This is a genomic window from Shewanella sp. 5S214, from assembly GCF_041439795.1.
GTDB lineage: Bacteria > Pseudomonadota > Gammaproteobacteria > Enterobacterales > Shewanellaceae > Shewanella > Shewanella vesiculosa.
In genome coordinates this window covers 1-13,822 of the sequence record NZ_JBGOOV010000041.1, presented here as the reverse complement: position 1 = coordinate 13,822, position 13,822 = coordinate 1, and the positions used below count along the sequence as shown (strand labels likewise).

The 13,822-nt window shown below is 39.1% G+C and carries 13 protein-coding genes; 8 read left to right on the top strand and 5 right to left on the bottom strand.

What is annotated here, in order from left to right; genetic code table 11:
- Positions 1 to 96: 96 nt before the first annotated feature.
- From ACED29_RS19690 to ACED29_RS19680, 3 genes are all read left to right on the top strand, one after another.
- The gene (locus ACED29_RS19690) at positions 97 to 720 is read left to right on the top strand and encodes a 2OG-Fe(II) oxygenase (protein ID WP_371698508.1); all 624 of its coding nucleotides are present in this window, start codon (positions 97 to 99) and stop codon (positions 718 to 720) included.
- Positions 721 to 894: 174 nt separating this feature from the next.
- Positions 895 to 1,485: a GNAT family N-acetyltransferase gene (locus tag ACED29_RS19685; protein WP_371698518.1), complete on the top strand. Its 591-nt coding sequence runs from the start codon at positions 895 to 897 to the stop codon at positions 1,483 to 1,485.
- A gap of 53 nt (positions 1,486 to 1,538) precedes the next feature.
- Entirely contained in the window at positions 1,539 to 1,928 is a 390-nt protein-coding gene (locus ACED29_RS19680; RefSeq protein ID WP_165870201.1) for a hypothetical protein, read from the top strand.
- 51 nt (positions 1,929 to 1,979) lie between these two features.
- Here the strand turns inward: ACED29_RS19680 and ACED29_RS19675 are convergent, their stop codons facing one another.
- The 5 genes from ACED29_RS19675 to sbcB all read right to left on the bottom strand — a co-directional run bounded on the left by ACED29_RS19675 (position 1,980) and on the right by sbcB (position 8,758).
- On the bottom strand, positions 1,980 to 2,312 hold the full coding sequence (locus ACED29_RS19675; RefSeq protein WP_371698507.1) for a YdbL family protein: 333 nt from the start codon (positions 2,310 to 2,312) through the stop codon (positions 1,980 to 1,982).
- 15 nt (positions 2,313 to 2,327) lie between these two features.
- Positions 2,328 to 2,486, bottom strand: coding sequence for a YnbE family lipoprotein (locus tag ACED29_RS19670; RefSeq protein ID WP_124018445.1), 159 nt, complete (start codon positions 2,484 to 2,486; stop codon positions 2,328 to 2,330).
- A 63-nt stretch (positions 2,487 to 2,549) separates the two neighbouring features.
- Complete coding sequence (locus ACED29_RS19665; RefSeq protein ID WP_371698506.1) at positions 2,550 to 5,732, bottom strand: YdbH domain-containing protein; 3,183 nt, start codon at positions 5,730 to 5,732, stop codon at positions 2,550 to 2,552.
- 663 nt (positions 5,733 to 6,395) lie between these two features.
- On the bottom strand, positions 6,396 to 7,292 hold the full coding sequence (gene cdd, locus ACED29_RS19660; RefSeq protein WP_371698505.1) for a cytidine deaminase: 897 nt from the start codon (positions 7,290 to 7,292) through the stop codon (positions 6,396 to 6,398).
- A gap of 44 nt (positions 7,293 to 7,336) precedes the next feature.
- Entirely contained in the window at positions 7,337 to 8,758 is a 1,422-nt protein-coding gene (gene sbcB / locus ACED29_RS19655) for an exodeoxyribonuclease I (RefSeq protein ID WP_371698504.1), read from the bottom strand.
- Between the two features lie 177 nt (positions 8,759 to 8,935).
- Between sbcB and ACED29_RS19650 the strand changes: the two genes are divergently transcribed.
- The 5 genes from ACED29_RS19650 (at position 8,936) to ACED29_RS19630 (ending at position 13,723) form a co-directional block, all read left to right on the top strand.
- On the top strand, positions 8,936 to 9,142 hold the full coding sequence (locus ACED29_RS19650; protein ID WP_371698503.1) for an Arm DNA-binding domain-containing protein: 207 nt from the start codon (positions 8,936 to 8,938) through the stop codon (positions 9,140 to 9,142).
- A 1,926-nt stretch (positions 9,143 to 11,068) separates the two neighbouring features.
- The gene (locus tag ACED29_RS19645; protein WP_371698502.1) at positions 11,069 to 11,641 is read left to right on the top strand and encodes a hypothetical protein; all 573 of its coding nucleotides are present in this window, start codon (positions 11,069 to 11,071) and stop codon (positions 11,639 to 11,641) included.
- 331 nt (positions 11,642 to 11,972) lie between these two features.
- Complete coding sequence (locus ACED29_RS19640) at positions 11,973 to 12,473, top strand: hypothetical protein (protein ID WP_182743192.1); 501 nt, start codon at positions 11,973 to 11,975, stop codon at positions 12,471 to 12,473.
- Positions 12,474 to 12,576: 103 nt separating this feature from the next.
- Positions 12,577 to 12,888 carry a DUF2695 domain-containing protein gene (locus tag ACED29_RS19635; protein ID WP_371698500.1) on the top strand — a complete coding sequence of 104 codons (312 nt, stop codon included), beginning with the start codon at positions 12,577 to 12,579 and terminating at the stop codon, positions 12,886 to 12,888.
- A 586-nt stretch (positions 12,889 to 13,474) separates the two neighbouring features.
- Positions 13,475 to 13,723 carry a hypothetical protein gene (locus ACED29_RS19630; protein WP_371698498.1) on the top strand — a complete coding sequence of 83 codons (249 nt, stop codon included), beginning with the start codon at positions 13,475 to 13,477 and terminating at the stop codon, positions 13,721 to 13,723.
- Positions 13,724 to 13,822 lie beyond the last annotated feature (99 nt).

The following is a 13,822-nucleotide window of genomic DNA, read 5'->3' as shown; positions in this document are numbered from 1 at the left end:
TTGTAATGACGCCCCCTCGAAAATCAGGCCCTTAATTTCCTTCCTGGGCCCTTGAGTAAAGTAAAAAGCGTAGTCTTTCTGTTGGATGTGGCATGTATGGTTTCGCAAGTAAGTGAAGCAATGCTGGATGTGATCGCAGATGCGTTAGTCGATAAAGGGTATATCCTCTTATCAGATATCATTCCTGATTATGTAAGTCTGGCCTTGCTTGAAAAAGTGCAAGCTCAGCGCGATATTGATTTTAAACAAGCCGCCGTTGGTCGAGGTTTTGAGCAACAAATTAATCCTGATATTCGTTCGGATAAAATTAGCTGGCTAGACAATCAAGACCCTATTGACCGTGAATATTTGTCGATGATGAGTCAACTTAAAGATGGCCTTAATCGTCGTTTGTTTATGGGGCTATTTGACTTTGAAAGTCATTACGCAGTTTATGAGCCGGGGGCATTTTATAAAAAACACCTCGATGCGCTGCACGGCAGCCAAAACCGCATTTTATCGACAGTCTTTTTCTTAAATTCTGACTGGCAGGAAAACGACGGTGGTGAGTTGATTATTTATGATGAATCTGATTTAGCTCTAGAAGTGGTTAATCCTAAAATTGGAACCTTGGTGCTGTTTTTAAGTGAACGTTTCCCTCATGAAGTGAGACCGACAATGAAAACTCGCAACAGCATTGCCGGATGGTTTAGGGTTAGTCACGCTAATCATGGCTTTTAATCATATCGCTGTCAGCCTGGTGCTGTGATAAGCCCTTTTTAAGATAATCTTTTAGTCACAACAGAAAACAATGTTTTTAGAATATCAATAAAAACATTGTTGCCGTTGGCTGTATATCTATATGCAGTTAAGGTAATGTAACCTATCAACAACAGGAGCATTAACTTGAGCTGGATTAATAGACAAGATTGCTTAATTGGCGAGCATGTTATTTTAGAACCATTATCATTAGACCATGTTCCTGGTTTAATTTTAGCTGCTAACGACGGTGAATTGTGGACTTTATGGTACACAAACATCCCCGATGCTTCGGGAATGAAAGCGTATGTCGAGTTTGCACAAGCCTGTGAAAACCGAGGTGAAGCCGTTGCATTTGCCGTGCGTGATAAAGTGTCTGGTAACATTGTTGGTAGCACTAGAATTTGTCATTGGGATCAACCCAATCGCAGACTTGAAATTGGCTACACTTGGTATGCTAAATCCTATCAGCGTACGGCCATAAATACCGAATCTAAGTTATTAATACTCCGTTATGCTTTTAATACCTTAGACGCCATAGCAGTTGAATTTAGAACTCACAGGCATAATCTCGCCTCACGAAATGCAATTGAACGACTCGGTGCCAAGCAAGATGGCATATTACGCAATCATAAAATCCTAGCTGATGGTACTATTCGTGACACGGTCGTGTTTTCGATTCTTGAAACCGAATGGCCTCTAGTGGAACCGTTTTTAACATCACGTTTAACGCATTATCAATCTTAATATTACCGACTAATTTCTAAACATGAAGGGAAAGAACCATGAATAAATCTGCTATGTGGATTTTTACTGTATCGGCACTTTGCGCCAGCATGACCGCACGTGCAGAAGATGCTGCAGAAAAGGCATTTACTGATGAGTTAATCGAATGTGCAGCTTATTATCAAATTAGCTCTGAAGCGATTGGTGCGATGAATGCACCACAAATGAAAGCAGTCGGAGACCGTTTAAAAACGTCCGCAGTTGATGCGGTTGCTATTGCGGGAAAGTATCGCGCGCCTGCGCAAGTTGAAAAAGATGTGATTGCCGCTAAACAACAGCAAATCGATAAATTAGCCGGCTCGAATAACTTAGGTGGACTGATGGCAAAGTACAAAGATTCTTGTAAATCCATTGTCACTGAACCACAAAAACGCTTAGATTATTGGACTATGGCGACGATGTAATGGCGTCATATTAAGTGAATATAAATAACCACGTATAGTTTTCTATCGTGGTTATTTTTTTAGCCATTGCCCTTGGGGCGTTTGGATCATATGCCCAGGTTCTGCTGCTTCAATGGCTTTTTGCGCCGCGAGTGTCGCGACTTCATCAATGCTCACGCTATGTCGTTTGGCGATCGATTGATAATAGTATTTCCGTTTAGCATTAACGGATAATACTAGCTGTTTTGCCTCAGGAGTGTCGATAATTAACCCTAAATAACCATTCGGTTGCTCACCCACTATTCTTGCTGCTTTAGCCTCTTGCAATGTCATTGACCACGTACTAGCACTCCATAATAAACTGGTTAAGCATAGTGCTGTAGCGAAAGTGAAAGTTGATTTCATCTTGATCACCTCTGCTTAAAATAACTCATCATTTTCGAGTAAATTATTGAGTTCTTTATCCACTCTAATTTTAATTTCATGCTCAATTTTTACATTTAAGTTAATCACGATAGGCTTATCGGGCGGTTCTATTTTTACTGTTGGCGTACAAGCTGATAGGCATAACGATGCCATTATGGTGCTGATACTGATTAAATATAGCGATGAATATTTCACGTAGACGATCCTTTTATGCTGCTATTGGATTTTTGTTTCAATCTTGTTTTGTAGTTGATTGCCAATCTGGGTGCTTTTGTATAATTGAATCAGGTTCTCTTGATGAGTGTAATTGAGGTGGACAGGTCGCTCAATTCCGCGGCTGTTACCTTTAACACCCAAGTTAAGCACGGCATCTCCATTGGGCGTCATGTCAAATGTGCTCGCCAACTCAGTGTAGTTAAGATGCTCAAGTGCGGTAAATACCAATCCAAGATAGGGTTGAGATAATTCTAGTCGATCTATGGCAGGATTTCCGGCTACTTCAATTAATCCTCCAGGCTTACGCGCTGCAAGTTTGCCACCGGATATTGTCACTTTGCCATCTGTTAATTCTGCTGGAAGTACGCCATCAAATAAGCCATTGGCTTTAACTCCTACTTGGGGTTGTTCTTCTAAAAACTTATCTAAACTAAGACCTTGTAATAACAAGTATCCATAAGATTTATCATGCAGTTTAAGCACAAATTCAGGTAATAGAAAACGTCCATCTAGCATGTCGCCACTGGCGGTAAGATTAATGTTAGTCTCACTTAATCCGGTGACCTGTTGTAACCAGTTGGTCGGCAGTTTATTGCCATCTTTATTGAGTTCAATATTGGCATTAACATTTAAATTAGTGAGCGATAAGCCGATTTTAGCTTGCTGTAAACTGATTGCCGTTTGTGGACAGACAAGCTTACTGTGAGCAAAGTGTTTTGCATCTGCGGCCGTATTCGGCGCATCGTAAGTTTGTTGCCAGTTAAATTGGCATTGAGCAAAAACTTCACCGCCGTTAAATGTTTTATCTTGCCATTGCCCAGATAAAGACGATAACTGCTGTTCAATCTTCATCTCAAATTGACTGCTATTGTCTATTTCGCTTAAGGCAAATCCAGCAATGAGTTTACTGTGGCCCTGTATAGTAAAGTCATTCGGCAAGGGTTGGACTTTTTGCAATGTATTTAGTGCGGTTTCAATGTCGGTATCGAATGTCCATTGTCCTGCTAGTGATAAGGGGCTTTTCTTATCCGCAAATTTAAGCAAGTGGTAGCTGCTTAAGGTAAGAGTATCGAGTTGCCATTGCTCATTACCGATCAATAGTCCTTTGGATAAGTTAAGTTGTTGAATGACATTTAACTGGTTTAGCGCAAGCAAAGGCTGGCGGCGATTGTTACCGATCTGTTTGGTGATATCGAGTTGATTGACACGCCATGCTATGTCGTTAGTCGCTGGGGTTTGTAACCACTTGTCTAATGACGTTTGTAAAGAGTCATCTCTATGTAATCCAAGGGATAACTTTTGGTTAAACGCCACCTCAGCTTTATTAATCACTCCCTCTATGGTCGATAATGCGTTTTTGCCTGCATGCGTTGCTTGCTGGCCAATAAGCTGACCAATTTGAATCTTGAAAGGGGCCAGATCAATTTGAGTCGTGTCTGGTTTGAACACTATGGTAGAGGTGTCATTGACCGTAAGCCCAAATGTCTCCCATTGCGCCGACGTTGTTTTGGTTTGTTTAGTTTGCTGTTGATTCTCACTGGTTACACTGCGTGAAATACTACTGTGATTAATGGCAAAGCTAGAGCTTGAATCTAACGATAGCGCGAGTTGATCTTGTTGTTGCGATATTTTACCGACTAAATGTAGTTTAGCCTCTGACAATAACAGCTGATCTAAAGCAATTTGCGGAAATAAAGCTTTAATATCAACAGTACTTGGAGCTGAAGGCGATGCTTGTAAAGCCGCCTTTTGATTTGTGCCAGTTATGGGATCTGTTATCCCAGTGTCGTCAGTGGCGAGTGTTACTGCTTGCTGTTGTTCGGTTTGGTTTATGGCGGCATGCGATGATAAAGCCATATCCAAGTCAAAATCACTGCTAAATTGTTGGTGACTATTCAATGTGGTGTGGGCCAAGGTTAGCTGACTTTGCAGTAGTAATCCCTCAATGCTCAGCTTCAAGTCCGGCAGTGTTATTTGTAACGGTAACATATCATTTTGTAAGGGAATAACCGCTTCGATAGGGGAGTCCATGTGCACATCAATATGGGCCTGCTGAGAAGCCAACTTAGGCGTAAGTTGATCAATAGCATGTATTATTTGATTATCATGATCACCGGCAAATAATCTAATCAGCTTATTTCTGTCTTGTTCTGTTGGTGACAGTTGATAGTTAATGGGCTCTATGTTGAGTTTAATCGCGAACGCGTTAGTGGTTTTGTTGTCGGTTAAGGTTGTTGATATTGGGTAGTTACCCATATTTAGGATTAATTTAATTGGCTGCTGCGGCGCAAAATATACACTTGGCCACAGTGGAGAGTGCAAGGATAGTCCATCAATTGATTGTTGGCTGCTGATCTCACCGCTCATTAAGTCAACTTTACTATGGGCTGTCCACTGGCCTTTCACTGTGAGTTGTTGCTGACGGATGGGTTGCAGTATTTGTGATAACTGTTGCTGTAAGCCATTAAGCATATTATTAGCTTGTGCTTGTTGTGACTGCTGCTTGCTGTTTAATAAATGTAAATATTGATCTAATGACTCAAGCCCCTGATAACTTAAGCCCAAATCAACCAGCGTATTAAATTGCCACGCTTGTTTATCTAAGGTGGCATCAAGACTAAATAATGGAAAATCATTAAAGCGCCACAAGGTATTTAACTGACCTTCTGGGGTTAATGTGAGCTTGTCCATTTTTAACGTATTGTGCTGTGGATCATCTTTATCCAGAAGTGGCAGCTTAATGTTAATCTCGCCTAATTCAATCATGGGTAATTTAGCCAAGTTGAGCTGCATTGACGCCGGCGATTCTTCTGTTTGTTGAGACTGACGAATAAAGAAACTGTCGCCTAAATCGACATAAACACTGTGTGTTTTGATACTAATAATGTCGTCAGCACTGATTTGTTGATTTTTAAGAATTTGCAGGCTATCTCGCAGCTCAAGGTTAAATTCTTGGATAGCGATATGACTGTCTTCCACTTTCAATACTAATCTAGGAATATAAATATGGTTAAACGACACATATTCGGCATCAAAGTTAAGCACTTCGATATGATTGTCGGCGAGTAAATTATTGAGTATTTTGACTGTAATGGGTTTGGCATTTTCGAAAATGATCCACACTAAGGCCACTGTACAAAACAGCACAAAGAGTAAGATCTTGTTAACGGTCAAAATGCGCAATAGTGACTCACTTTACGTTTGCTTGGTTAAGGGCATATGTGTTTGTTGGTCATGTATTTTTACATGACCTTGACTGTGATTACTCATCGCGACACCTTGTTGATTATAAGACATTTAGCGATATAAATTGGCTCATAAATGCTATTGCCAAAAAGAGGCTATTTAACGGTATAGCGATTAAAAAGTGAATTAGTTTAGCATGTTATTAGCAGTAGATTATTAAAATATAACACATTATTAATCTGTGGACTGTTCAAATTTTAAGACGTATTTAGCTGCAGTTCATGACAATTTGATGCCAGACAGAGTTTACCAAGTGTCATGATGCATTATGTGTGAGCGATAATGCCCGAGTAAGTAACCACAAATACTGCCGCAAGCGGCGGTTAAATAATCTTGCTTATTTGATAGAAGAAATTTTTATCAGGAGTGGAGTGATTTAGCGACTGTGTCTCTAAAACGGTGTCTCTAAAAACGGTGTTTCTTTAACGATGTCTCTAAGACTTGTGCTGCATTTCTTAATCACGTGTTGAACCGCTTATCTCGAGTCAATGTTCACCATAAAAGTTCAACTGTATCTGAGTTTCATGTGGTATTTAATTCAATAAAAAAGGCGCATATGAGCGCCTTTTTATTGCCGATTAAGATGGCAAGCTTTTTCGTTTAGCTTATCAAAGGTTCAACAACCATGTGTTGTAGTTCAATTGGGGCTATGGCATGAAGAGCATCCATTGCAGCACCCACTAAAGTAATTTTTCCTACTGATGATTCAACTAATACAGCACGCTTAATCTCGCTATATTGGCGGTTATTACGGATCAGATTTGATAACGCCATTTGCATAGGCTGCATTGATGGATTAAATGCTGCACTTTCAGCATAGCGACCACAGAAAGTTGCGCCATCCTTGGTTTCAAGAACTACAGCGGCATTATTGTTGGTGTATGGCGCATAACTTAGGCCCATTTGATCAATGGCTTCGATGATCATTGGGTCATCAGAATCACAATTAAATTCTTGCTGACGTTTACTTAATAGCGGCATGGTGACATCTAAGTCAGCAGGGCCAAACGCATAAGGCAAATAGTGTGCTAGTGTTTTAGTTTCTTGCTCTGGCAAATGAATTCTAATCTTACTGCCATTGACTAGCTCATTCATAAATTGGCGACAGTGGCCACAAGGGCTGAAGTTGACAATAATATCAACAATTTCTGTTTCACCGGCCAGCCAAGCGTGGCTGATTGCACTTTGTTCAGCGTGTACGCTGTGAAATAGCGCTTCTCCGGGTAATTCTAAATTAGCGCCCATGTACAAGTCGCCACTGGCACCTTTTGCGATAGCGCCTACGTAGAATTCGCTGATAGGAGGGTTAGCCAGTGCAGCTGCAATAGGTAATAAATCCATTAGCACTTGTTGTTCTGGTTTGCCGCTTGCTTTTACAAGCTCAGCAAATTGAATCGCATCAATATGACCACAAAATTGCTCATGAAGTATTGGCACAAGTGCGGTAGCCAAAGGCTTGTCTAGTTGAGTAATGCTCTCTAAAAATCGATTTTGCATTCCCTTATCCTTAGATGAAATAAATTGTGTAAAGTGAAAGTTCACTATAATGATTGTAAATATTGGTATAGGGCTTTTAATAGCTTTTGTTTGTGTTCATTCTCGCTGGTTTCTTCGACCAGATTTTCGAGTTTTATCACATAATCAGCATTCGATAATCGTTGTTGACAGAAATCACGCCATTTACGAGCTTCACTGTCGCTTAATGTTTCTGGGTAATTACGGGCCCTAAAGCGAAACAACATTTCATTGATACGAGGATCATCAAACTGCAATGCTAATGCGGCTAAATTATGGGGTGCTGTATGGCAAATAATGTCCATTTTCGTTTTATCGGCATGGCTGAAAAAACCACCGCTGTAGAGCATTAAATCAGGATCAGTAATCGGTTTACGGTCTGATTCAAGTTCAAAGACTTGGTTTAGTTTTTCACGCAATTCTGGGTGATTTTTTAGGCGTTTATATTGCTCGCGTGCAAATGCTTTATCAAACTGTAATTTTTCTGTTACCTCATCGTCAAGTAATTTTGGTGAACCGATAAACGGGCACTTGTTCAGATGAATTTGTTTAAGTGGTATCGGCAGCTCGTTTTCGGCCAGATTTTGACGCGAGGTGTACATACGATCGCTGATTTCTTGGGCCGACAAGGTTAACAAGGGAGAAATGTCCATCGCCAAATTAACGCAGATCACTGCGTTTTTATTCGTTGGATGATAGGCCACTGGTGCAATCAATGTGGTACAGCCTTGCAGCGCACTAATTTTTGAACTGACATGAACCAATGGCTGCATTTTTAGCACATCAATATGATCCGCAACCGCTTGTTTACGTCTTAAGTTAAAATAATATTCATACAGTTTAGGCTGTTTTTGCTTGATTAATTTAGCCATAGCGATGGTGGCATAAACATCTGACATAGCATCATGAGCTTTTTCATGACTTAAGCCATTGGCTTGAGTGAGTAGTTCGAGCTTAAAACTCGGTGAGCCATCTTCTTTCATTGGCCAATTAATTCCGTCGGGACGAAATGCATAGCAAGCACGAACTAAATCAATAATGTCCCATCTCGAATTACCGTTTTGCCACTCGCGTGCGTAAGGGTCAATAAAGTTACGATAAAAACCATAACGACTGACTTCATCATCAAATCGTAGTGAGTTGTAGCCTACAACACAGGTGTTTGGTTGACTAAATAAGCCATTGATACGTTTCATAAACTCTGCTTCTGGTATACCTTTAAGGTTAGCCAGTTGCGGGGTTATACCTGTAATGAGTATAGCTTCGGCAGCAGGTAAATAATCTGGTGCAAGTTTACAATAAAAGGTTTCAGGCTCACCAATAATGTTCAATTCTAGATCGGTTCGAATACCTGCAAATTGTGATGGTCGATCTTTACTTGGATTCGCCCCAAATGTTTCGTAATCGTGCCAAAATAGGGATGGTTGATTATCATGATTTATGTTCATTTATTTTTACTCATTTTTCTATTTAACATCATGTAAATCATGATTAATTCCATTTTAAATCACTTTATTCAATTTAATTGAATTGGCTTTGCTTTGCTATTAGGGCATCTGTGTACATATTTTTAATGTGTCATAAACTCTATATATCAATACTAAATATGTACGCAGGCTCTAAAAATGTCTTTATCTGACACACTGTTACGCTCTATAAACGGCAAACCATATTCAGGTAAATCTGAGCTTTCAGACCGCGATGGTTTAAGTGTGCGCATCAGTGATGCTGGAACCATTACCTGGCAGTATCGCTTTCGATTTCCCTCGTCGCCAGCGCGTTTAACCTTAGGTCGATACCCTGATGTCAAACTGGCTGAAGCCCGAAAATAGATACCAGAACTTAGAAACTCATTAGTTAATGATACAGATCCAAGAGTGTATTGGAAACAACGCAATACCCGAAGAAGCAGATCAACCGTTAGGTGCTGTTGTGAACAATTCCTATTAAAGCAAAGTAATTCTTTAAAGCCTGTTACTGTAGCAACATATGGGTCATGTTTTAAAGTTCATTTGTTTGCTTGGTTTTAAGACCGGTTAGTAGAAGATATTACTCTGGGTAAATGGATTGATTTCTTTGGTCAAAAGTCGAAAAAGAATAGGGTAACATCTGGTGCAATTCTCAAACAGTTGAAAATAGTTTTAAATTGGTATGTTAGGCGTCAGTTGACCACCAACGTTGATGTGCTCCAATTAAGAGTATCTGATATTGGTTCTGCTTCAACAGTCGGTTCAAGAGTCCTAACTATTTTAGAGTGCGGTAAAATAAATGGGTCCTTCTGGATCGGTACACTGCGGGGGAGGACAAGCGCAGTGCTTCACTACATATGAGAAATTTAGAGGGTTGTGTTGTTGTTTTATAGCTTTGATCTCTGCCAATCAATTTTACCTAAAAATTAAACTCATTAAGTGAATGAATTAATGGTTTACCCTACATTTGATGGTGCACAATTCCACTCAACTTTTGATCATCTTAAACCGCAACTTTTGATCGCCTAAAACTTTGTTTCTATCACTTCAGTTTGATGCTAAATATTTTGTATCAGTCATTACTTCCCCCTTTACGTGACCTGCACTGTACTTATTTACGGTTATAATGAGTTTTGAGAGCATAATAAGAATGTGTGAACAAAAAGCAGTCTAAAGGACTATGTTGAGAAAAATAGGCTGTTCTAATATTAATATTGTTTGGTTTATTTTTTACATTCGATGTTGACACTTTTAACGTGTAATTTATGTTTTTTATTTGAGTGCAAGAGTAATTAAATTACTTTATTTCAAATGTATAGGAAATGTAGGATGTTATTAATCAATAACTTAAACAGTCGGTTTTATCGGTCGAGCCGTTCAATAAGCGTTATGTGTCATCAATCTAAAGTTGTCTTTATATTCGAAAGGGTGAATTCGAATATAGGTTTTTATTTTCACCAACAACTGAAAAGGATATCAAGATGAAAAATATATCGTTAGTTTTTGTTATTATAATGTTATTTTCGCTAAATCAGACTGCCTTAGCAGAAAAATCAGGCTCCGAACCCCCACTTTTGAAAAGTAATTGCACTTTACCGGATTGGAATGGTGGGTCTGTAAATTACTATAAAACATGCACTGATATCGAAGTAAAGGATTGTACAATTCATGCTAGTTGTAAGCGAATTGATGGTTCTTATAGGAATGCAACATTTAGCTTAGGTGTGTTTTATAACAAATGTCCAACGAGCTGGGGTAGTAGGGCGTTATCTAACATTGACGGGCGCCTATGTTGCAACTGGGCGGGACAGCCATCAATGTGTGGTGGCTAAAATAAAAAGGACGGGGTTATTTAATTCCAGGGTATGCTCTTGAAAATAACCCCGTCCCCTCTAACTTCGTTTGAACCAAAATTCGGGAAGGCCGCAAAAAGTATGGTCCTTATCCCAAGCGTTGAACTAAGCCGCTGCTAAGAGCCAAATGCTGATTCAATCGAGTGTATTCACCTCATTGGATCAGTTAGACTTAAAAAATGTGATGGAGCACTACAATGACAAGGGAATTGCAATTGAACACTTACAAATCAAGCCAAACTTCAAGTTTAAAACTGCACTACAGCTCAGAACTAGCATCAAAAAAAGCAAATTCCTATAGCGTAAAGCGTACCCATTAACCTGGACTCGGCATCGGCTAAGTCCAACAAGTGGTTTGTTCCATGCAAACAGCGCAACGCACAAATACTAAAACGTTATGCCTCGTTTACAATTGGCACTTTCAATTAGGATTACTATGAAAAGGATAATTTTTCTCACTTTATTACTTGTGAGCATGTCTTGTTATGCACAAAGCAAAAATGATACGAAGTCATACGTTGGAACTTATGGCTACTCTTCTCAAGAACTAATAATTTATCCTGCAACAAATAGCACTGTTGTTATTTATATGGATATAAACGGAGGTCCCCCTTATTATACCGGCGGCTCTTTCTATGGGACTGCAACGTTAAAAGAGGACTCTCTTCACCACTCTTCTTCTTGGAGAGATTACGAAGGAAAATCTTGTGAGTTCACAATCTCTTTTGAAGACAAAGTTATGGCTGAGAAAGAGATGAAAGCTGCAAAAGTTAATTTTGTCGAGAATCATAGCGATTGTGGTTCAGGTTTTCTCAGACGCTCGTTCAATGTCACATACTTTAAGTCTAGCGATATTCCCAAAAGCGTTGTAGAAAATCATTTTAAAGAAGATACCTGCTCGCTTAAAGGCCTTGCTCAAATGACTAAAGAAGGAAAAATATTTAAAGTTTCGAGTGATGAAGAATGTTCATCACTTTTAAAGTCCATAAACATAGAAAACAAGCCATAACAAGTCATTAAGAGGCGTTATACCCTATGAGTTTTCACATAAAAATGGCTACTTGATGTAGCCATTTTTATGGGCGTTTTGCTGGGGCTTTTTGCAGTCTAAAGGACTATGTTGAGAAAAATAGGGCTGCTCTAATATATTGATATTGTTTGGTTTATTTCTTTACATTTAATGCGGACACTTTTAACGTCCAATTTAAGTTTTTTTGAGTGTAAGAGTCATTAAATTGTTTTACTTCAAAGGCATAGAAAACGTAGGATGATATTAATCAATAACTTAAACGGGCGGCTTTATCGGTCGAGCCGTTCAATAAGCTGTTAGGTTTCATTCTATGGATATAATATTTTACCATCGTACATACTCAATATTTGGTGGGAATGCTACGTTAAATGTGGCAAGCAAGTGGCTAAGTGAGCAACTTAAAAGTAGTTATGGCGGTAAAGTTAATACTGTGCTCATTGAATTATGCGTAGGTAATGTATCGCCTGCTCGTAAAACGTTAGAAAAGAATAATGAAAATTTTGAGCTTTTTCTTAAAGAGCTACCAATAGCTGAATTTCAGGACAAAGGTACAGAATTACGAATATGTACCAAGCTCATTAAGCATTACCATGATGAAATTGATAGAGATTCACAAGTATTGTCGTTGAGAGTGTTCAAAAATATTTTAAATAAATCTATAGCGTTATTGGAGTCTACTCCTGATTTACTAAAAGATATGAAAGGCTTTGAAAATTTTGCTCTGGCTGAAGACATTAAATCAGCAATTCCAAAAGCACCGAGTACGCTTGTTGAGCTAGCCGAATTATATTTACAGTACTCAAAAACCTAACAAAGCAAATTAACAAGGACTAAAAACGGCGGGCTATCTCGCTATGCTCGTATTTTAGCCCACAATTTTTAGCCTGTTATTATGGGCGTTATGAGTCGTAAGTATGGATAAAGAACAGAAGAAAAAGCTGAAGGCTCAGCACAAGAAGAATGAGCAAGATGAAATTCGCGCATCTATACCAATGAGTGTCGATGAGCTTAAAGAACTTCTCTCTTTTTTAAATCGTCAATCAGCTCCAGAGTGTGATCACACGCTTAAGGAAACAATTGAATTCCTCAAGTCTAAGCAGCTAAACCCAGAAGTGGTTATTCCTTGGCTTGGTGAGCACGGCGGCTTCTGCGATTGTGAGGTGATCTACAACGTTTACGATGATGTCGGTGATATTGTAGGGTGGCACCTTGACGGAAACTCATAACAAGTTTGTCAACTAACGCCCTTCGGGCTGGACAGCTTTAAGCGCTGCTTAGCAGCAAAGCTGCCCGTTACAAAGGCGTTGGTACCAAAAAATTGCCACCCACGATGATTGGCTACAAATAAAAAATGGCTACTTGATGTAGCCATTTTTATGGGCGTTTAACTGTGGTTTTTGCTGCCTAAAGGACTATGTTGAGAAAATAGGGCTTCTCTAATATATTGATATTATTGGTTTATTTTTTTTACATTTGATGTTGACACTTTTAACGTGCAATTTACGTTTTTTATTTAAGTGTAAGAGTCATTAAATTGCTTTACTTCAAAGACATAGAAAACGTAGGATGATATTAATCAATAACTTAAACGGGCGGCTTTATCGGTCGAGCTGTTCAATAAGCTGTTAGTCGGTTTAGGAATGTAAGTCGTCAAATTGCACAAGATGCGTTACCAGCAGGTCTAATTGATGTAGTTAATTTAAAACCTGTAGACTCTCTATCTTTAAGTCACTCAAAAAGGTGGGAAATTTTACTTGACCACTACAAGGTAAAGCGAGTAATACACCATCATATTTATGGCGTAATTTATAAATGGGTACAGATATGAGAGAGAAACCAGAACCTGGGACTCCTGAGTTCGAAAAGTGGTTAAAGCAAAGAGCAAAAGAAAGAGCTGAAAAATTATTTGCTAAAGAAATGCCTCCTGAATTAGCTGAATTAGAAAAAGGAATTATTGCAGGTCCAAAGAATATTTTAGATATAATGCCAGAGAAATCAATTCCTGAAGATATTGCTATAGATAAGAGTAATAAGAAAAAAAATTTAAAAGTAATTAAATAGTTCAGTTTTAAAAAACGACTAATCGGGTAGCCGGAGGTATCTAACCTCCAGCCCCCACACCACCCTGCATGCGGCTCCGCACAGGGCGGTTCATTTAGA